19 protein-coding genes are annotated in these 19,849 nt (G+C 73.0%); 13 read left to right on the forward strand and 6 right to left on the reverse strand.

The genetic code is table 11. From position 1 onward, the window contains the following. Window positions 1–4: 4 nt before the first annotated feature. Complete coding sequence (gene kynA / locus J2W21_RS09895; protein ID WP_307114344.1) at window positions 5–898, reverse strand: tryptophan 2,3-dioxygenase; 894 nt, start codon at window positions 896–898, stop codon at window positions 5–7. 85 nt (window positions 899–983) lie between these two features. On the opposite strand from kynA, the gene J2W21_RS09900 reads away from it, so the two are divergent. Further along, entirely contained in the window at window positions 984–1,979 is a 996-nt protein-coding gene (locus tag J2W21_RS09900; protein ID WP_307114345.1) for an aldo/keto reductase, read from the forward strand. Window positions 1,980–2,067: 88 nt separating this feature from the next. Here the strand turns inward: J2W21_RS09900 and J2W21_RS09905 are convergent, their stop codons facing one another. After that, window positions 2,068–2,904, reverse strand: a complete 837-nt coding sequence (locus J2W21_RS09905) for an SDR family NAD(P)-dependent oxidoreductase (RefSeq protein WP_307114346.1) — start codon at window positions 2,902–2,904, stop codon at window positions 2,068–2,070. Window positions 2,905–3,045: 141 nt separating this feature from the next. Between J2W21_RS09905 and J2W21_RS09910 the strand changes: the two genes are divergently transcribed. The 4 genes from J2W21_RS09910 to J2W21_RS09925 all read left to right on the forward strand — a co-directional run bounded on the left by J2W21_RS09910 (window position 3,046) and on the right by J2W21_RS09925 (window position 5,710). Beyond that, the gene (locus tag J2W21_RS09910; protein ID WP_307114347.1) at window positions 3,046–3,267 is read left to right on the forward strand and encodes a hypothetical protein; all 222 of its coding nucleotides are present in this window, start codon (window positions 3,046–3,048) and stop codon (window positions 3,265–3,267) included. A 6-nt stretch (window positions 3,268–3,273) separates the two neighbouring features. Then, the gene (locus J2W21_RS09915) at window positions 3,274–4,092 is read left to right on the forward strand and encodes a hypothetical protein (protein WP_307114348.1); all 819 of its coding nucleotides are present in this window, start codon (window positions 3,274–3,276) and stop codon (window positions 4,090–4,092) included. After that, window positions 4,089–4,394 carry a hypothetical protein gene (locus tag J2W21_RS09920; protein WP_307114349.1) on the forward strand — a complete coding sequence of 102 codons (306 nt, stop codon included), beginning with the start codon at window positions 4,089–4,091 and terminating at the stop codon, window positions 4,392–4,394. The genes J2W21_RS09915 and J2W21_RS09920 overlap by 4 nt, the downstream gene beginning before the upstream one ends. A gap of 119 nt (window positions 4,395–4,513) precedes the next feature. Next, complete coding sequence (locus J2W21_RS09925) at window positions 4,514–5,710, forward strand: Fic family protein (RefSeq protein ID WP_307114350.1); 1,197 nt, start codon at window positions 4,514–4,516, stop codon at window positions 5,708–5,710. Between the two features lie 12 nt (window positions 5,711–5,722). Here J2W21_RS09925 and J2W21_RS09930 read toward each other — a convergent pair whose 3' ends face one another. Continuing rightward, entirely contained in the window at window positions 5,723–6,217 is a 495-nt protein-coding gene (locus tag J2W21_RS09930) for a universal stress protein (protein ID WP_307114351.1), read from the reverse strand. A gap of 111 nt (window positions 6,218–6,328) precedes the next feature. Between J2W21_RS09930 and J2W21_RS09935 the strand changes: the two genes are divergently transcribed. The 6 genes from J2W21_RS09935 to J2W21_RS09960 all read left to right on the forward strand — a co-directional run bounded on the left by J2W21_RS09935 (window position 6,329) and on the right by J2W21_RS09960 (window position 14,817). Then, the gene (locus J2W21_RS09935; protein ID WP_307114352.1) at window positions 6,329–8,008 is read left to right on the forward strand and encodes an NADH-ubiquinone oxidoreductase-F iron-sulfur binding region domain-containing protein; all 1,680 of its coding nucleotides are present in this window, start codon (window positions 6,329–6,331) and stop codon (window positions 8,006–8,008) included. After that, window positions 8,005–10,686 (forward strand): formate dehydrogenase subunit alpha, encoded by a 2,682-nt coding sequence (fdhF, locus tag J2W21_RS09940; protein WP_307114353.1) that lies wholly within the window; start codon window positions 8,005–8,007, stop codon window positions 10,684–10,686. Before J2W21_RS09935 ends, fdhF begins: the two co-directional genes overlap by 4 nt. 265 nt (window positions 10,687–10,951) lie before the next feature. Then, complete coding sequence (locus tag J2W21_RS09945; RefSeq protein WP_307114354.1) at window positions 10,952–12,853, forward strand: FAD-binding monooxygenase; 1,902 nt, start codon at window positions 10,952–10,954, stop codon at window positions 12,851–12,853. A 168-nt stretch (window positions 12,854–13,021) separates the two neighbouring features. Then, complete coding sequence (locus tag J2W21_RS09950; protein WP_307114355.1) at window positions 13,022–13,777, forward strand: mechanosensitive ion channel family protein; 756 nt, start codon at window positions 13,022–13,024, stop codon at window positions 13,775–13,777. A gap of 69 nt (window positions 13,778–13,846) precedes the next feature. Continuing rightward, complete coding sequence (locus tag J2W21_RS09955) at window positions 13,847–14,365, forward strand: PRC-barrel domain-containing protein (protein ID WP_307114356.1); 519 nt, start codon at window positions 13,847–13,849, stop codon at window positions 14,363–14,365. Next, window positions 14,362–14,817 carry a LapA family protein gene (locus J2W21_RS09960; protein WP_307114357.1) on the forward strand — a complete coding sequence of 152 codons (456 nt, stop codon included), beginning with the start codon at window positions 14,362–14,364 and terminating at the stop codon, window positions 14,815–14,817. Before J2W21_RS09955 ends, J2W21_RS09960 begins: the two co-directional genes overlap by 4 nt. A gap of 76 nt (window positions 14,818–14,893) precedes the next feature. Here J2W21_RS09960 and J2W21_RS09965 read toward each other — a convergent pair whose 3' ends face one another. Further along, a complete protein-coding gene (locus J2W21_RS09965; RefSeq protein ID WP_307114358.1) occupies window positions 14,894–15,643 on the reverse strand; it encodes a VOC family protein in 750 nt (249 codons plus the stop codon). 40 nt (window positions 15,644–15,683) lie between these two features. Beyond that, the gene (locus tag J2W21_RS09970; RefSeq protein WP_307114359.1) at window positions 15,684–16,655 is read right to left on the reverse strand and encodes an aldo/keto reductase; all 972 of its coding nucleotides are present in this window, start codon (window positions 16,653–16,655) and stop codon (window positions 15,684–15,686) included. 130 nt (window positions 16,656–16,785) lie between these two features. On the opposite strand from J2W21_RS09970, the gene J2W21_RS09975 reads away from it, so the two are divergent. Next, a complete protein-coding gene (locus J2W21_RS09975) occupies window positions 16,786–17,205 on the forward strand; it encodes an SRPBCC domain-containing protein (RefSeq protein ID WP_307114360.1) in 420 nt (139 codons plus the stop codon). A gap of 51 nt (window positions 17,206–17,256) precedes the next feature. Here the strand turns inward: J2W21_RS09975 and J2W21_RS09980 are convergent, their stop codons facing one another. Beyond that, window positions 17,257–18,843: a Na+/H+ antiporter gene (locus J2W21_RS09980; RefSeq protein ID WP_307114361.1), complete on the reverse strand. Its 1,587-nt coding sequence runs from the start codon at window positions 18,841–18,843 to the stop codon at window positions 17,257–17,259. A gap of 153 nt (window positions 18,844–18,996) precedes the next feature. Between J2W21_RS09980 and J2W21_RS09985 the strand changes: the two genes are divergently transcribed. Next, complete coding sequence (locus tag J2W21_RS09985) at window positions 18,997–19,836, forward strand: oxidoreductase (RefSeq protein WP_307114362.1); 840 nt, start codon at window positions 18,997–18,999, stop codon at window positions 19,834–19,836. Window positions 19,837–19,849: the final 13 nt, after the last annotated feature.

The raw sequence follows: 19,849 nt of genomic DNA on the forward strand, positions 1-19,849 counted from the left end.
CGGGTCAGGCTCCGATCTCGGTGCGGACGGCGTACAGCTCGGGGAAGAACGTCAGGTCCAGGGCGCGCTGGAGGAAGCCGACGCCGGAGGATCCGCCCGTGCCCGTCTTGAACCCGATGGTCCGCTGGACGGTGCGCAGGTGCCGGAAGCGCCAGAACTGGACGTTGTCCTCAACGTCCACGAGGGCCTCGCACGCCTCATAGAGGCCCCACGGGGCGTCGTCGGACTCGTAGATCTGCCGGAAGACCGGCACGAGGTCCGGCCGCAGGGTCCACGGCTCGGTGACGTCCCGCTCGAGGATCTCCGCGGGCACCGCGTAGCCCGCGCGGGCCACGGCGCGCAGGAACTCGTCGTAGACGGTCGGCTCCGCGAGGAGCCCCTCGAGCAGCGCCCGGGCCTCGGGCTCGGAGGAGAAGACCTCGAGCATGCGCCGGTGCTTGTTGCCGAGGATGAACTCGACGGCGCGGTACTGGTACGACTGGAAGCCCGAGGCGTTGCCGAGGAAGCCTCGGAACTGCGCGTACTCGCGCGGGGTGAGCGTGGCCAGCACGGTCCACTGGTCCGTGAGCTGCTTCTGGATCGCCTTGACCCGGGCCAGGCACTTGAGGGCCATGCCGAGGTCATCGGCGGCGAAGCGCGCGCGGGCCTCGCGCAGCTCGTGGAGCACGAGCTTGAGCCACAGCTCCGAGGTCTGGTGCTGGATGATGAACAGCATCTCGTCGTGGTGCTCGGGGGCGCTCACCGGATGCTGGGCGTGCAGGAGCCGCTCGAGGTCGAGGTACCTGCCGTAGGTCATCGCACCGCGCAGGTCGGTGCGGATGGACTCTTCGATGTCGCGGACGCCGTTGGCCACGGGTTCTCCTTGCCTGATTCGTGGGCGGCCCCTTGTGAGGGCCATCACCGCAAGGGTAGTGATGGAGGGGCAGGGCCCACCAATCGTCCCCGCCGCCGACCGACCCGTCCCCATCCCAAGGAGCACCACCATGCGCTACCGCAAGCTCGGCAGTTCGGACCTCGAGGTCTCGGAGATCTCGCTCGGCTCGTGGCTCACGTACTCGGGCGGCATCGAGGAGGAGCAGACCCGCGCCTGCACGGAGGCGGCGTTCGACGCCGGCATCAACTTCTTCGACACCGCGAACGTCTACGGGCGGGGCGCCTCGGAGACGGCCTGGGGCGGGATCCTCTCGAAGCACCCGCGCGATTCCTACATCCTCGCCACCAAGGTCATGGGCCGGATGTCCGACACCGACGCCGGCCTCGCCCCCGAGCAGATCGCCAAGCAGATCGACGCCTCGCTCGCCCGGCTGCAGACGGACTACGTGGACCTCTACCAGGCGCACCGCTTCGACACGTCGGTGCCCCTCGAGGACACGATCGAGGCGTTCCAGAAGGTCGTGGAGCAGGGCAAGGCCCGCTACCTCGGCTTCAGCGAGTGGACCCCGGAGCAGATCCAGGCCGCGATCGACATCGCCGGGCCGGACCTCTTCGTCTCCTCCCAGCCGCAGTACTCGATGCTGTGGCAGGCGCCCGAGGCCGAGGTCTTCCCGCTGTGCGCGGCCAACGGCATCTCGCAGATCGTCTGGTCCCCTCTCGCGCAGGGGGTCCTCACCGGCAAGTACAAGCCCGGCCAGTCGATCCCCGAGGACAGCCGCTTCGCCAACGACTCCATGAACATGGCCAAGGACCTCGTGCTGTCCGACCCGGTCCTCGAGGCCGTGCAGCGCCTCGTCCCGATCGCCGAGGGCGCGGGGCTGAGCCTGCCGACCATGGCCCTTGCGTGGGTCCTGCGCCGCAGCGAGCTCGCCTCCGCCATCACGGGCGCCTCCCGCCCCCAGCAGGTCCATGCCAACGCGTCTGCCTCCGGGGTGGAGCTCTCCGCGGACGTCCTCAGCGCCATCGACGAGGCACTGGGCGACGTCCCGGTCCGCGGCCCAAGGCTCGCCCCGAACGCGCAGGAGGGGGTCCTGCACCGGGCGTGACGGGCGGAGCGAGCCGGGGCGGACCGAGGCGAGGGGAACCTGCGGCGGCGACCACGCGCCGTCGTGCGCCAGACCAGCGGACCTGCCTTCAGGCCCCCGGCTGCCCCGCGACCCAGGTGCGCGTCACGCCCAGGACGCGCTCCCCGTCGAGGTCGGCGAGGGACGCGCCCACGAAGCGGACCGCGGCCTCGGAGGTCTGCCAGCGGAAGCGGTAGTCCTCCGAGGTCGCGGCGTCCGCGATCGCCGCCCCGGCCTCCGCCGCGGTCTGGGCGCCGGCGAAGGCGCCCGAGGCGCGCGCGAGGTAGGCGTCGAGCTGGGCGCCGTACGCCCCGACGTCGGCGGGCCGCTCGACGTTCGCGACGAACTCGCTCGCCACCGCGGCCGGCTCGACGACGCTCACCCGCACCCCGAACGGCTCGACGGCGGGCGCGAGCGACTGCATGAACCCCTCGACCGCGAACTTCGCCCCGCAGTAGGCGTCCGCGAACGGCTGGCCCACGGCACCGCCCACGCTCGTCACGGTCACGATGCGGCCGTGGCGGCGCCCCCGCATGCCGGGCAGGACGAGCTTGGCGAGATGCACGGGCGCGAGGTAGTTGACCTCGAGCTGGTCCCGGATCACGTCCATCGGCAGCTGCTCGGCCGTCCCCACGCAGCCCCTCCCGGCGTTGTTGACCAGGACGTCGATCCGGCCGTGGTCGGCGGCCACGGCCTGGACGAGCGCCTCCGCCGCGGGGTGGTCGACGACGTCGAGCGTCCGGACGTCGAGCACGACGCCGGCCGCGTCGGCGGCGGCGCGGAGGGCCCCGGCGCGCGCGGTGTCCCGCATCGTCGCGACCACGCTCAGGCCCCGGCGGGCGAGTTCGACGGCGGCGTGCAGCCCCATCCCGGACGAGGTTCCTGTGACGAGCGCAACATCAGGCATGCGCACACCGTACCAACACGCGCCCGGTGCACAGAGCGGGAATCTGGGACCTCGGACTCTGGGGGCGCGGAGCGGCACGGAGCACGGTGGTGTGGTCAGGCCGTCGCATCGCGGACGGGACGGGCGGAGACGGGAGGCATCATGGCGGGCGCAGAAGAATCGCCGACGACGGGACGGGACGAGGGGTCCCAGCCCCGCGGAGGAAGCACCCCGAAGGGCAGCGAGACGAGGGGCTCCGCAGATCCCCCGTCCTACGGGACGGCTCCGGCTCCCGAGCGGGGCTACAAGTACGGCTCTGGCACCCGGGAAGGGTGGAGCGAGGCCGAGGAGGTCGAGCCCGGGCCCGAGGACGATGTGCTCTGAGGCCCCGTGCTCCGAGGCCCTGACGAGGGACACCGGGCGCAGATGGCCCCGCCCGGCTGCCTGACGGGACCCGTGCTGGTGGGCTCCTCCACGGACGGCGTGCTCGAGCGCGTGCGCGAGGAGCTGGAGCGCCGCGGCCACGCTGCCACCGTGCTCGGGCCCGGGGCGTACGCGCGGCGGGTCTCGGTGACGATCACCGGCTGCCGCGCCCGGGTCGAGCCGGACGTGCCCCTCCTCCTGCGGGCACGAGGGGCGCAGGAGGAGGATGCCTGTGCCGTGGCAGAAGCGCTCGCCCTCGCGGGTGCGCTCTCCGCCTCGCCCGTGGTCAACAGGCCCGCTCCCGCGCTCCCGGCGGCGCCGTCCTCCCGGGAGGCCCTCGAATACCTCATGTGCGCCGGACGGCTGCACCCGTCGCTGCTCGTGGACGAGCGGCGCAGCGACGGAGGTCCGGTGGACGGCGCGGCGTTCGAGCAGGAGCCGCTCCCCGGCGGGCAGGGTGGCGGCAAGCCCGGAACCGCCGTGAGGTTCCGGGAGCGGATGCCTGCCGGCTGGGTCTACCAGAAAGTCCTCGTCGTGGGGAACCGCTGCTGGCTCTACCACGAGACGGTGGCCGCGGCCCCGGAGATCCGGCGCCTGAGCCTCGAGGCGGCGGCGGCAGCAGGGCTGGCCTTCTGCTGCCTGTACTGGCGCGCCGCCCTGCCTGGCCCCGGAAGATCCGGTCTCCAACTGCGCCTCGCGCGGGTCTCCCCCCAGCCGACGGAGGCCGAGCTGGCGGACCTGGCCGGCGCCGCGGTGTCCGCGGTCGCCGACCTGCTGCTCGCATGAGCGTCCTCCTCCTCGGCCGTGGCAGCGACCCCGTGCTGGCCTACCTCCAGGCCAGGGCCCGTGCCTCGGGGACACCCTGCGGGTTCGTCGATGCGGTGCGGGTCGCCGCGGAGGGCTCCTGGGACCTCGAGCTGCCCGCCGCGCGGGGCAGGCTCCGCTGCGGCGGGGAGGCCTGGGACCTCTCGGCCTGCACCACGATCGTGGCGCGGTCCCTCGATCCCTGCACAGCCCAGGGCCCGACGCCGGAACGCTGGGCCGGGTTCATGGACTCGGTCGGCCGTGGCTGCGGGCCTGCCCCCTGACGGTGGCGAACCCGCCCCCGCCCCGAGGAAGCGCGCCGGCGCCGGCACTGGCCCGGCTGGCCCTCGCAGACGTGGCGCTGCCGGCTGCCGACTGGCGACGGCCCCGGGGTGCGGAACCCGTGCAGCGGGCCTCCGGGCCACGCGACGACGGCGCCGCCGCGGGTGTGTACGTGGTGGGCGACGCCGTCTTCCCCTCCCCGGCCAGGCCTGCTGCGGGGCGGCTGCCCGGCGCGGACGTGCAGCGCGCCCTTGCGGAGGCCACGGCCACGCTGGGCTGGCTCCTGGCCCGGTGGGACGCCAGCGTGGACCGCGACGGGGTGTGGCGCTGGCTCGGAGCCGAACCGGCGCCGGACTTCCGCCTCGACGACCGGCTTCTTGACGGCGCCCTCTCGCGCCGGATCCTCGCCCTGCGACCCCGGCCGCCGGAGAGGAACGCTCCCGGCTGGGCGGCTTCGGGGCCGGGAGCCACCGGCCCCGCCCCCACGCTGGACCGCGGCGAGTGCCGGACCGGACTCGAGCCTTGCCCGTGCGGGTCACCGTCCTGGATCCCTGCCCTGGACCGGCTCCTGGCCGAGGCGGGGGCGCACCTCGACCGCGGCTTCCGGGTTCCCGAGCGCTGGCGGGGGGCCATGCGGCGCGAGAGCCTGCGGTACGGGACGCCGGAGGAGCGGGCGAGCTATGAGGAGGCCTTCAACCGCGTGGCGCACGATGCGTCGTTGGGTGCCTTTCCCCCGCTGACCGTGGACCGGCTGCGGGACCTCCACGTCGGAGCCGGCGGGGACGGGGAGCTGCGCACTGTGCACCTGTGGATTCCCGGTGGCCACACCTTCCCGCACCCGGCGGCCGTCCTCCCCCTCCTGCAGGAGCTGTGCGCGGCGTACGAGGAGTCCTCCGGGGCCGGCGCCGTGATCCGGGCAGGGTACAGCGCGGTGCTGCGCCTTCATCTCGGGCTGCTCACCATCCACCCCTTCCGCGATGGAAACGGCCGGCTCTCCCGGCTCGTGGCAGCCCGCGAGCTGATGCGGAGGGGATACCGGGGCCGGCCTCTGACCATCCTGGACCAGCACTACGAGCGGTGGCCGCACGTGTACACCGCCCTCCTGGTCGCGCTCGAGGAGGGGCGGCTCTGCCGGCCGGCCTGCATTCTCGGAATGCAGCTCGCGGCCCTCGCCGGGGCCTGGCGCGCGGCACCCTCTCTCGCCCGCGTGCAGTGGCGGGCGGTCGAGCCGTGCCTGCGCGGCCTGACGCCGGGAGACCCCGCGGCAATCCTCGGACCCGTCCTGGAGGACCTCTCAGCGGCCGCAGGGGAGCGGTGAACAGCGGCGGCCTCAGGCCAACCAGGAGCGGGCCGGGGCGTCCGCGTCCTCTGCCTGCCCGGCAGCGGGCTTCACCGTGGGCGCGTGCACGACGAGCACCGGGCAGGCAGCGTGCTCGGCACAGACGGCGCTGACGGAGCCGAGCATGAGGCGGGCGAATCCACCGAGGCCGCGGGAGCCGACGACGAGCAGGCGCGCTCCGCGGCTGTTCTCTATCAGGACGCGGGCAGCCGGACCGGACGCGATGAGCGTTGTGAGGCCCCGCGGCGGCGAGCCGCCGTAGGCATCCCCGATGGCCTGGTTGAGGAGCTCCCGGGCATCGTCCTCGGGCCCCCACTGCTTGTCCCGGTACATGCCCAGTCCCATTACGGGGAACTGCCACGCGGTGGCCGCTGTGATCGGCCCACCGACCCCCGATTCGAGCCGCGCAGCCCAGCGCAGCGCCTCCACCGACAGGGGTGATCCGTCCACGCCGACCACGATCCCCGTGGCTTCCTGTTCCTCCACGGTGCCCTCCGCGGTGCCGTCCGATGGACCGAGCCTAGGTTCGACTGGCCGTGGCGAACTAGGGCCCTTGGCCACCTCCAGAACCCGGCCGCCGGGAGGACCGTTGACACCATGCACGAGCGCGCACGGCCCGAGCCGGCCATTGAGCCCGAGATGGCGGGAGAGCTGGCCGGCCGTGATGCCTTCGGCCGGTATGCGCAGCGCTTCGGGCGGCGGATCGCCGACGTCCCGGATGCCCTGCGCGCAGGGGGTGCCACGCCTGTGGCGATCGCGGCCGGCCTCGGCCTCCCGGCAGCGGCGGTGGCGGGGCCGGCGTCGTTCTTCGCCGACTTCTCCGCGCCGAAGGAGGCCCGGCACGTACGGGTGTGCGGCGCAGCAGCGTGCTTCGCGGCGACGGCGGGTACGCATGTGGCCACGGTCCGGGCCGCCCTGGAGGCCGAGGCCGGCACCTCCGTCCAGACGGTCCGCTGCCTCGGCTACTGCTACGCAGCGCCCGCCGCGCAGGACGGCGACGGTGCGTGCGCGGGCCCTGACGCCGCCGACCAGCTCCTCGGCGGCGCCCCCCGGCATGATCCCGGCATCCCCTGGCGCTGCGAGAGCCGCGAACCGGTGGCCCTGGCCGGCGTGGCAGGCGCCGCGGAGAGTTGGTCGGTGTGGCCGGACGCCGTGGCGTCGGCGGATCCCGCCGGGGTGCTCGAGCAGGTCGGAGCGGCTGGGCTGAAGGGGCGCGGGGGCGCAGGCTTCCCCGTGGCCCTGAAGTGGCGCTCGGCGCTGGGGCACCCCGGCCCGCGGGTGGTGGTGGCCAACGGGGACGAAGGCGACCCCGGCTCGTTCGTCGACCGCCTGCTGATGGAGGAAGACCCGCACCGGGTGCTCGAGGGCCTGGCGCTCGCATGCTTCGCCGTGGGCGCCAGCACAGGGGTGGTGTTCGTCCGGTCGGAATACCCGCGTGCGGTGGCGCGGATGCGCGCCGCGGTGCGCGAGGCCCAGGCGGCGGGCCATCTCGGCGAGCGCCTCCACGGCGGCCGGTTCGGGCTCCACGTCGCGGTGGCCGAAGGCGCCGGCTCCTACGTCTCCGGGGAGGAGACGGCGCTGCTGAACGGGCTCGAGGGGCTGCGCGGGGTGGTGCGCGCCCGGCCGCCCTACCCGACCGAGGCGGGGCTGGCCGGCCGGCCCACGGTGGTCAACAACGTCGAGACGCTCGCCGCGGTCCCCTGGATCCTCGCCCACGGTGGCCCCGCCTACGCCCGGATGGGGTCCCCGGGCCAGTCCGGGACGATCGTGGCGTGCCTGTCCGAGCGGTTCGCCCGCCCTGGAGCCTACGAGGTCGAGACGGGGACCACGGTGCGGGAGGTGGTCGAAGGTCTGGGCGGAGGCCTGCGCTCGGGGGCACAGCTGCGCTCGCTGCAGATCGGGGGGCCGCTGGGCGGCTTCCTCGGCCCGGAGGACCTTGACGCGCCGCTGACCGACGAGGCCCTGGCCGCGCACGGCGCCGCACTGGGGCACGCGGGCATCGTCGCCTTCGACGGGCGGCTCTCCGGGGAGGACGTCCTGCGCAATCTGTGGGAGTTCGCCGAGGCCGAGAGCTGCGGGGCCTGTTCCCCGTGCCGGGTCGGGTCGCGCCTGGGACGCCTCCTGGCCGCTGCGCCGGACACTTCACAGCCCCACGGATCGGCGGCGCACCTCCTCGGGACCATGGCCGACGGCAGCCTGTGTGCGTTCGGCCGCAGGGTTCCGGCCGCCGTCCGCAGCCTCGCGCGGGTCTACGGGCTCCGGGGGTGGGCGGCGTGAACGTCGTGGTGGACGGAGTCGCCGTCGAACTCCCTGCCGGGGCCACCGTCCTGGACGCCATCCGGGCCGCCGGGAAGCACGTTCCGACCCTGTGCCACGACGACAGGCTCTCCGTGGCGGCGTCCTGCAGGACGTGCCTCGTCGAAGTGGCCGGGCAGGGGGTGGTCGCCGCGTGCAGCACGCCCGCCCATGACGGCGGCGTCGTGGCAGCAGACGGCACGCTCGCGCTGCGGCGGCGGGCGTTGGAGGTGATCCTGGCCGGCCTGCCGGCGCGTGCACTCCAGGCTCCGGCGGACCGCAGCGAGCTCGCGCGGGAATGCGCCGACCACGGAGTCACCGCTCCGCCGGGGATGCCGCTGCTTCCGGTGCGCGGGCTGGACCACTCGCACCCGTACGTCAAGCTCGACCGCGACCTGTGCATCGCCTGCGGGCGGTGCGTGCGGGCGTGTGCCGAGATCCAGGGAACGTTCGCCCTGACGCTCTCGGGCCGGGGCGCCGACACGGTCGTGGCGCCGGGGACAGGCGGGGCCTGGGCCGATTCCGACTGCGTCTCCTGCGGGGCCTGCGTGGACACCTGCCCAACGGGTGCGCTGTCCGAACCGGGACTGCTCGTCGCCGCCCCGCTGGAGAGGACCACGCGCACGACCTGCGGATTCTGCGGGGTCGGGTGCACCCTGGACATCACGACCCGCGACGGGGCCGTCGCCGCCGTCCGCCCCGTGGAGCAGGGGTCGGTGAACCGCGGGCACGCGTGCGTGAAGGGCCGCTTCGCCCATGGTTACCTCCGCTCGCCCGACAGGCTCCGCGCCCCGCTCGTCCGGCGCGGCGGGATCCTCGTCGAGGCCTCCTGGGACGAGGCCATCGGCTACGCCGCGGATCGGCTGCCGGCCGTCCGCGACGCCGGCCCCGGAGCCTTCGGGCTCATCTCCTCCGCCCGCGCCACCAACGAGGAGAACTACCTCGCCCAGAAGTTCGCCCGCGCGGTGATGGGCACCAACAGCATCGACAACTGCTCCCGGCTCTGTCACGCGCCCTCGGCCTCGGGCCTGACCGCCTCGTTCGGGCTCGCCGGGGGAACCAACGCCCTCGAGGACCTCGACGGCTGGGACGCAGTCATGGTCGTCGGCGCGAACCCCACCGACGCCCACCCGGTGGTCGGGTCCCGCATCTTCGAAGCGGCGATGGCCGGCGCCCGGCTCCTCGTCATCGACCCGCGCCGGACCCGGCTGGCCCGCCACGCCGACATCCACCTCGCCCCGCGCCCGGGCACGAACGTGGCCGTCTTCAACGCGCTCGCCCACGTGCTGATCCGGGAGGGGCTCACCGACCCGGCCTTCATCCGCACGCACACCAGCGGGTACGAGGACCTGGCCGCAGTGGTTGCGCAGTACCCGCCTGAAGCGGTCGAGAAGGTCTCCGGCATCCCCGCCGCAGACCTCGTCGCCGCGGCGAGGCTCTATGGCTCGGCCCGGGCGCCGGGGATCTTCTACGGGCTCGGGGTGACCGAACACCTCCACGGCACCGACGGGGTCCGGGCCCTGGCCAACCTCCCGCTGCTGCGCGGGGCAGTCGGGCCCGGCCATGGCGGCGGGATCAATCCACTCCGCGGGCAGAACAATGTCCAGGGGGCCTCCGACATGGGAGCCCTGCCGGACCAGCTGCCGGGCTACCAGCCCGTCGCCGACGCCGCGGTCCGGGGCCGCTTCGCGGGCGCCTGGCAGACTCCCCTCCCCGCCGTGCCGGGCCGGAGGATCCCGCAGATGTTCGACGCCGCCCGGGCTGGATCCCTCCAGGCCCTGTGGATCATCGGCGAGGACGTGCTCAGCACCGATCCCGACAGCTCCGCCGTCCGGGCGGCCCTGGAAGCCTGCCCCCTGGTCCTCTGCAACGACCTGTTCCTCTCGCCTACCGCCGCGGCCGCGGACGTCGTGTTCCCGGTGGCGGCCTGGCCGGAGAAGGACGGGACGTTCACCAACTTCGACCGGCGCGTCCAGAGGGTCCGCCCCGCAGTGGACGCACCTCGCGGCGTCCGGACCGACTTCGACGTCCTCCAGTCCGTCGCCGAGGCCATGGGCCATCCCCTGGGATGCGCCACCGCGGCCGAGGCCTGGGCGGAGTGCGCCGACCTGGCCCCCGCGTTCGCGGGCATCAGCCACGCCCGACTGGACCGGGACGGCGCGCTGCACTGGCCTTGCGGCACCGGCTCTCCGGGAACGCCGCGGCTCTACTCCGAGCGCTTCGCCACACCGGACGGCCGGGCCAGATTCGCGGGCCGGCCCTACCTGCCCCCGGGAGAGCAGCCGGACCCGGAGTTCCCCTGCCTGCTCATCACGGGCCGCAGAGCCGAGCACTACAACTCCGGAAGCATGACGCGGCGCACCCCCAATCTCCGCCTCCTCTCCCGCGAGAGCCTCGACGTTGCCCCCGAGGACGCCGCGTCCCTGCGGCTCACGGCCGGAGACCTCGTCGAGGTCTCCAGCCGGCGCGGAAACGCGGTCCTCCCGGTGAGGATCAGCGACGACATCCAGCCGGGGCAGGCCTTCGCCGCGATCCACTTCCCCGACGCGGCAGTGAACGGGCTCACGTCCCCCCACGTGGACGAGGCGACCGGATGCCCCGAATACAAGGTCACCGCCGTCCGGATCCAAGCCCTCGGGCAGCCTGGGGCGACGCCCTGAGCGCCAGCCTCCCGGCCGCCGCCACTGCCGGGTGGGGAAGTGCCTGCGGCCCGAATAGGGCACACGAGCGTCCGGTGACCCGGGTCGCGGAGGCGGGCACACGGCGTCGTGCGGCGCCCGGCCTTGTGGCGCGGCCCACTCCTCGCGTACCATCGTCGTGAGCGATATTAGAACACGGTGTTCCATTATAGAACACAGCGCGAGATATCGGACAGGCAATGCGATGGCGAGCCGTCGCCACCCCACAGAGAAGTGAGGAAAACCCGTGCAGTTCCACCATCACGGCTACGTCTCCACGAACCCCAAGGTCCAGCCGGCCGCGGGCGTTGGCCTCAACCGCCCCGAGGAGCTCCCCGACCAGGTCGACGTCCTGATCATCGGCACGGGCCCCGCGGGCATGATCACCGCCGCGCAGCTCTCCCAGTTCCCGGACGTGATCACGCGCATCATCGAGCGCCGCCCCGGCCGCCTCGAGATCGGCCAGGCGGACGGCATCCAGGCCCGCAGCGTCGAGACGTTCCAGGCGTTCGGCTTCGCGCCCGAGATCACCGCCGAGGCGTACCACATCACCGAGATGAACTTCTGGAGCCCGGACCCGGAGGACCCGCACAACATCGTTCGGACCTCCCGCGCGGTCGACGACGAGATGGGCATCAGCGAGTTCCCGCACCTGATCGTGAACCAGGCCCGCGTGCTCGACTACTTCGCCGAGGTCATGCGGAACTCCCCGACCCGGATGACGCCGGACTACGGCTGGGAGTTTCTCGGCCTCGAGATCGGCGAGGGCGAGTACCCGGTGACCGTGCGGATCGTCGGCTCCGGGCCCGAGAACCAGGGCCGGGAGCGCACCATCAGCGCCAAGTACGTGGTCGGCTCCGACGGAGCCCGCTCCAAGGTGCGCGACGCCATCGGCTGCGAGATGAGCGGCGACCGCGCCAACCACGCATGGGGCGTCATGGACGTCCTGGCCAACACGGACTTCCCGGACATCCGCACCAAGTGCGCCATCCAGTCCCACGACGGCGGCAGCATCCTGCACATCCCGCGCGAGGGCGGATACCTGTTCCGCATGTACGTGGACCTCGGCGTCGTGCCGGACGACGACCACGGCAAGATCCGCCAGACTCCGCTCGAGGAGATCATCGCCCGCGCGAACAAGATCCTCCACCCGTACAGCGTCGACGTGAAGAGCGTCGCATGGAACAGCGTCTACGAGGTGGGCCACCGCGTGACCCACCGCTTCGACGACGTCCCGACGAGCCAGGTCGGCACCCGCACCCCCCGCGTGTTCATCACGGGCGACGCCTGCCACACGCACAGCGCCAAGGCCGGCCAGGGCATGAACGTCTCGATGCAGGACGGCTTCAACATCGGCTGGAAGCTCGGCCACGTCCTCGAGGGCCGCAGCCCCGAGAGCCTGCTGTCGACCTACACCGCCGAGCGCCAGGTCATCGCGCAGAACCTCATCGACTTCGACCGCACCTGGTCCTCCATGATGGCCAAGAAGCCCGAGGAGTTCGAGAACCCCCAGGAGCTCGCCGACTTCTACGTGCGCACCGCGGAGTTCCCGGCCGGGTTCATGACCGAGTACACCCAGTCCATGATCGTGGGCGCCCCCAAGCACCAGGCCCTCGCCACCGGCTACACCGTCGGCAAGCGCTTCAAGTCGGCCCGCGTCGCCCGGATCTGCGACACGAACCCGCTGCACCTCGGCCACCTGGCCGCGGCTGACGGGCGCTGGCGCATCTACGTCTTCGCAGACGCGGCCAAGCCCGGCACCGCCGACTCGACGCTCGCGAAGTTCGCGGACTGGCTCGCCACCGATCCGGCCTCGCCGGTCGTGGCGACCCCCGAGGGCCTCGACCGCAACGCGTGGTTCGATGTGAAGGTGGTCTACCAGCAGGACCACCGCTCCTTCGACCTGAACGACGTCCCGGCCGTCTTCAAGCCCCAGGTCGGCGAGTTCGGCCTCAACGACCTCGAGAACGTCTTCGGCACGCTCAAGGACGAGGACATCTTCGCCCAGCGCGGGATCGACCGCGACGGCGTGGTCGTGGTGGTCCGCCCCGACCAGTACGTCGCCGACGTCCTGCCGCTCGCGGCCACCGACGAGCTCGGCGCGTTCTTCGCCGGCGTCCTCAAGGGCCGCGCGGCGGCGCAGGTCTAGCAGGCGCGGCCCGGCCGCATCGCGAAGCACGACGGCGCTGGGTCGCCTTCCGTACGGGAGGCGGCCCCGCGCCGTCGTCGTACGCCCTGAATGTTTCCCTGCGGGCACCGGGGGGAAATCTCGCATCACTCGAGCACCATGGGCACCACCAGAACGGAAGGCACTGCCATGATCGACTCACTCACAGCGGGTCTCGCCGAAGTGGCGCGGTTCGTCCCCCAGTTCCTGCTCTTCCTCGTGATCCTCATCGTGGGCCTGCTGGTGGCCAAGGCCATCGCCAAGGCGCTCTCCCGGCTCCTGGCCAAAATCGGCTTCGACCGCTGGGTCGAGCGCGGCGGCGTGAAGCGCGCCCTCGCCAACTCGAATCTCGACGCGAGCGAGATCGTCTCGAAGATCATCTACTACGCGCTCGTGCTCTTCGTCCTCCAGTTCGCCTTCGGCGTCTTCGGGCCCAACCCGGTCAGCACCCTGCTGGCCGCGATCATCGCCTTCCTGCCCAAGATCGTCGTGGCCATCATCATCGTGATAGTGGCCGCTGCCATCGCAGCCGCGGTCAAGACCCTCATCCAGGGCTCGCTCGGCGGCCTCTCCTACGGCCGCACCCTCGCCAACATCGCGAGCATCTTCATCATCGGCATCGGCATCATCGCCGCCCTCAACCAGGTGGACATCGCGGTCACCGTCACGACCCCGATCCTCATTGCGGTGCTCGCAGCGATCGTCGGCGTGGTCATCGTGGGCGTGGGCGGCGGCCTGATCAAGCCCATGTCGCAGCGCTGGGAGCGCTACCTCTCGCGGGCCGAGGAGGAGGCACCGCGCGTCAAGGCGCACGCCGAGTCCGCTCCCCCGGCGAGCGAGCAGATCAAGGAGGCCGCCCGGGCGCACATGCCCGATTCGGCGGATGGCGGCGCCCACAAGTACTGAGCGCACACTGGTACTGACGGCGCGCCGCGGCCAGTCCCCGGCGCGCCATCCACGAAAGGAGGAACCGCGATGCTCACCAACGCAGACCTCGAGGACCTCAAGGACGGCCACGGCGACGTGGTCTCCCAGGACGGGGAGAAGATCGGCGGAATCGGCGACTTCTACCTCGACGACGAGACCGACGTGCCCACGTGGGTCACGGTGAAGACCGGGCTCTTCGGGACCAAGGAGTCGTTCGTGCCCCTCGAAGGGGCGAGGATCGCCGAGGAGAACCTCGTGGTCCCCTACACGAAGGAGCACGTCAAGGACGCGCCCCGGGTGGACGCGGACGAGCGGCTCGAGCCCGGCGAGGAGGACCGCCTCTACCGCCACTACGGCCGCTCGGCGCCGAAGGGGCTGGCGGACACCGAGCGGGCGCAGAATGAGGTGGCCCTGCAGGAGGGCCCGGTCGGGAAGCAGCTGCGGGAGGGCGGCCTGCGCAGGCGTCCCCTCGGAACCAGCCTGAACCAGCCGATCCCGGTGGAGAGCACGCCCGCTGACCGCACCCCGGCCGTCACGGACGTCGAGGCAGACAGGGAGCCCTCATGACGACCGATCCCGCCGAGGGCCAGGGCGTGCCCGGCCGGTTCCCCCGCGACCCGGGGGACGCGGAGGGACGGCCGGCACCCGTTCACCCGACCGGGGCCCCCGCAGCTGCAGGCCCGCCCGCGCCCCCCGCTTCGCCCTCGAGCCGTCCGGTGGAGCAGCCCGAGGCGCAGACCGGACCCGGGCGGCCGGGCGTCTCCCGGGCCGGGGCCACCTGGACCGCGGTCATCGCGGGGCTCGTGGTCTTCATCCTGCTTGTGGTGTTCTTCATCCAGAACCAGGACATGGTGCAGGTCCACTTCCTCGGCCTGATCGGGCCGGTGCCGTTGGGCCTGGCGCTGTTCATCGCGGCGGTCGCGGGCGGCGTGCTCGTGGCGATCGCCGGGGCCATCCGGATCTTCCAGCTCCGGACGGCCGCGCGCCGCGCCCGGCGCACCACGCCGCCGGGGCGCTGAGGAGCGCCCACCCGGGCTGGCGTGGCCGGGCCCACCGAGGGGCCTGGCCGGGTCCGCCGAGCTGGCCCGGCCGGCCTCACCGGGGCGCGAGGACGCAGAACTCGTTGCCCTCGGTGTCGGCAAGGACGACCCACGGAACGTCGCCCTGCCCGACATCGGCGGGCGTCGCCCCGAGGGCCCGGAGGCGGGCGACCTCGGCCGCCTGGCCATCGCCGCGGTAGGGCAGCAGGTCGAGGTGGAGGCGCGTGGAGGCCACCTCGGCCGCGGGCGTGCGGACGAACTCGAGGTACGGCCCGACGCCCCGGGCGGAGCGGAGCGAGGCGTGCCCGTCGGTCACCGCATGCACGGTCCAGTCCATCGCTCCGCCCCAGAACCGGGCCATCTCGCGCGGGTCCTCGCAGTCGACGACCACAGCCGCGATCGGACCGGTGCCCGAGTAGTGCCCACACGGCTCCAGGACGCGGAAGACGTTGCCTTCCGGGTCCGCCATGGTCGTGCCCAGGGGCCTCTCCGGGGCGGCCGCAGCGGCCCCGGCGGTCGTCGCGCCGAGCTCCTCCAGGCGGGCCACCAGTTCCGCGCAATGGGCAGCGGATGCCGTGGCGAGGTCGAGGTGCACGCGGTAGTCCACCACCCGGGGGTCCGGGACGGTGACCACGTCGATGCAGACCGCGGCGGGATCGGGCCACACGAAGCCCCCGCCGGGTTCGACGTTCGTCACCCCGGGCCCTTCGCTGGAAACGCCCCAGCCGAGGGCCTCCGCCCAGAACCGGCCGAGCGCGGCGCCGTCCCGGGCCTTGATGTTCACCTGAACGAGTCGCAGTGGCATGCCGCCCACCCTAGCGGGCAGGTCCGCGGGACCCGGACGGTCAGAAGCCCGAGGGCCTCCTCGGTGTGTAGTGCTCCTCGAGGGAAGCGACCTCGTCCTCAGTGAGCGTCAGGTCGAGGGCCGCGGCGGCATCCGGGAGGTGGTGGGGCTTGGTCGCGCCGACGATCGGGGCGGACACCACCGGGTTGCGCAGCACCCAGGCGAGCGCGACCTGCGCCATGGGCACGCCCCTGGCCTCCGCGACCTTCTGGAGGGCGTCGACGATCGGCCTGTTCACCTCGCCGGAGTAGCGGCTCTGGAGCGGGTCCGTCGTGGCTCGCTCGGTCTGCTGGTCGGTCCACGGCCGGGTCAGGCGGCCCTTGGCGAGCGGGCTCCACGGCATGCTCCCCACGCCCGTGGCGGCCAGCAGCGGCATCATCTCGCACTCGTCCTCGCGCTCCACGAGGCTGTACTGGTCCTGCATGGACACGAAGCGTGTCCATCCATTCGACTCCGCGGCGTACTGCATCGCCTGGAACTGCCAGGCCCACATGGACGAGGCCCCGAGGTAGCGCGCCTTGCCGGCCTTGACCACGTCGTGCAGCGCCTCCATCGTCTCCTCGACCGGGGTCTCGGGGTCGAAGCGGTGGATCTGGTGCAGGTCCACGTAGTCCGTACCGAGGCGGGTCAGGGACGCGTCGATCTGCTCCATGATCGCCCGGCGGGAGAGGCCGCGGCCGCCGGGGCCCTCGTGCATGGGGAAGAAGACCTTCGTGGCCAGCACCACGTCCTCGCGCCGGGTGTACTCCTGGATGGCGCGGCCCACGATCTCCTCGCTCGAGCCGTACCCGTAGACGTTCGCGGTGTCCCAGAACGTGATGCCGAGCTCGACCGCCTGGCGGAAGAGGGGCTCGGCAGCGTCATCGCCGAGCGCCCACTCGTTGTAGCCCCGTGAGGGGTCGCCGAAGCTCATGCAGCCGAGGGCGAGGCGGCTCACGCGGAGCCCGGAGGTGCCAAGACGGGTGTACTGCATGGGAGGAGGTCCTTTCGTCAGCGGTCCGGATGGGACCGACGCTACGCCGCCGGGCCACGATGAGGGAGGGCCTGCCGGGGCGAGGACCAGGCGGTTGATCCGCCCCGGCCCGGTGGCCGACGCTGGAACGATGAGTGAAACCGTCTTCCGCGTCCGTATCCGCTGCACGCCCGAGGCCCTGTGGGGCGCGCTCACCGACACCGACGTGCCCCGGCCGTGGATGGACGGCGGGACCGTCCACAGCTCCTGGGCGCCCGAGGCCGCGTACGAGATGCGGGCGGCCGGGTCGGAGGTCGCGCTCGGGCACGTCGTCGCGATCGACCCTCCGCGGCGGCTCAAGGCGACCTTCGATCCCCGCTGGGACCCGGCCGTGGTGAACGAGCCGCCGGGCACCCTCGAGTACCTCATCGAGGCCGCGGAGAAGGGCGTCTGCGAGCTCACCGTCAGGATCGCGGGGCTGCGCGGCGCCTCGGCGGCGAGGGTCGAGCGGGACACCCCGGGGACCTACGCGCGTCTGAAGGAATGGGTCGAGGGCGGCGCGGGCCGGTAGGCCGGTGACCCGCAGGACGCGACCCGCAGGAGCTGACTTCCAGAAGGGCGCTCATTCCGTCTCCTGCTGGCGGGCCAGGCGCACCTCCTCGGCGTCGAGCTCGCCCTCGATGGTGCGCAGCACGGTGTCGTCGATCGTCTTCTCGTCCCGCAGGCGCACCACCGTGGCCCGCTTGTGGCCGATCAGCGCAAGCCGCAGCCGCGCGTACTGGCGCGTGCGCACCACGGCCGGGTGGTCCTCGTCGTCGAAGCCGGCGTTCATCGCCGCCAGGTGCTCGTCGTACTCGTGGTGGATGCGCTGGAGCACCTCCTCGTCCACGTTGATCTCACGGGCCAGGTCGGGCAGCGCCTTGAACGCCTCCTCGGTCGCCGTGCGCTTGGCGAGCAGGATCTCCTCGGTGACCTTCGTGTCCTCGGGGATCCGGGACCACCGGATGACCCGGGGCAGCGCCGAGCCCTGCAGCGCCAGCGACGCGACCACCACGAAGGCCGTGACGAACACGATCGCGTCCCGCGCCGGGTAGTCCTGCGGGACCGCGAGCGCGACGGCGAGCGAGACGGCGCCCCGGACGCCCGCCGTCGTGCTCATGACCCGGGCCCGGTTCGTGGTGCGGAGCTTGCGCTGGTGGGGGCGGCGGTCCACGGCCCTGATCACGTACGCCGAGACGACGAGCACCGCTAGGCGCGTGACGAGGATCGTGCCGTACACCGCGGCCCCGACGAGCAGCACGCTGCCGAGCGGCTGCCCGTGCCCGGACTGCCCGGCCAGGATCCCGCCCATGGCGGAGGGCAGGGCGAGGCCCACGAGCACGAACAGGGCGCCGTTGAGGAGGTAGCTGCCGATCCGCCACACCGCGGCCGTCTGCTGGCGGGTGTAGGCGGAGATCGTGAGCGGGGCGGCCTGGGAGATGTACAGCCCGCAGGAGACGACGGCGAGCACGGCCGAGGCGTGGATGAGCTCACCGCCGAGGTACGCCACGAAGGGCGTCAGGAGGGTCGCGGCGTTCCCGGCGAGCGGGTTCTCGATGCGCCGGCGGACCGAGAGCGAGGCCCATGCGACGGCGACGCCGACCGCCACGCCGCCCACGAACGAGTACAGGAACTCGCCCGTGACCATGAGCGGGGTGATCTCGACGGACCCGGTGGCGAACCCGACCGCCACGCCGTAGACCACGAGCGCCGTGCCGTCGTTGATGAGGCTCTCGGCGTGCAGCACGGTCATCTGCCGGCGCGGGAGGAGGCCGTGGGCGATCGCCCCCACGGCCGTCGCGTCCGTCGGCGCCACGGCGGCCCCGATGATCCACGCCGGGCCCCAGTCCATCCCGAGCGCGTGCGCCACCGCCGCGACCGCGCCCGCGGTGACGACCACGAGCAGCGTCCCGCTGAGGATGATGCCGCGGATGAACCTGCGGATCTCCCGCAGCGACGTGGTCAGGCTCTCCCAGTACAGCAGGGCCGGAAGGAACAGCAGCAGGACCGTCTCCGGCGGCAGGCCCACGCCGCGGAACTCCGGGACCAGCGTGAGCGCCAGGCCGAGGAGCACGAGCAGCAGGGGCTGGGTGATCCTGATCCTGGGCGCGAGCAGGCTCCCCACGACCACCGCCGCGCCCAAGGCGACGACGAGTTCCAGACCGAGCATGTCCAACCTTTCGAGCAGGGCCCCGCACTGAATGTAACGCCGCGCCGCGGGCCGCGGGAGCGCTACAGGTCCACCGATCGGCCCTGCCTCCCGCGGACGGCCGCGAACGCGTTGACTGGTGTGGTTACCCGCTGGACCCACGGAAGGAAACCCATGGACGTCTCACCCGTCTGGCTCATCACCGGCTGCTCCACCGGGCTCGGCCGCGCCCTCGCCGAGGCCGTCCTCGCGCGGGGCGACCGCGCCGTCCTGACCGCGCGCGACGCCGCCACCGTGGCTGACCTCGCCGAAGCCCACCCCGAGACCGCCCTCGCGCTGCCGCTCGACGTGACCGACGCGGCGCAGGTGGCCTCCGCTGTCGGGGCCGCGCAGGATCGCTTCGGGCGCATCGATGTCCTCGTGAACAACGCCGGCTACGGCTACCGCGCGGCCGTGGAGGAGGGCGAGGACGCCGACGTGGCCCGGCTCTTCGCGACGAACGTCTTCGGCCCGGTGGCCCTGATGAAGGCGGTGCTGCCGGGCATGCGGTCCCGCCGCTCGGGGGCGATCGTGAACATCTCCTCCATCGGGGCCCGGCTGTGCCCGGCCGGCTCGGGCTACTACGCGGCCACCAAGGCCGCGCTTGAGGGCATCTCGGGCTCGGCCCAGAAGGAGCTCGCGCCCCTGGGGATCTCGGTGACCGCCGTGGAGCCGGGCGCGTTCCGGACGGACTTCGCGGGGCGCTCGCTGACCCAGTCGGCCGAGCCCATCGCGGACTACGCCCAGACCGCCGGGCAGCGGCGCAAGGAGCACGACACGGTCCACGGCACACAGGCCGGCGATCCGGCCAAGGCCGCGCAGGCGATCATCGCGGCGGTGGACGCCGAGCAGACGCCCGCGTTCCTGCTGCTCGGCCAAGACGCCGTGGCCGGCTACCGTGCGGTGGCCGAGGCGCAGGCGGCGGAGGTCGCCGCGTGGGAGTCGGTCAGCGCGTCCACCGGGTTCGAGGGCTGAGCGGCGCGGCTGG

The sequence above is a fragment of the Sinomonas atrocyanea genome, from assembly GCF_030811715.1.
Lineage (GTDB): Bacteria > Actinomycetota > Actinomycetes > Actinomycetales > Micrococcaceae > Sinomonas > Sinomonas atrocyanea_A.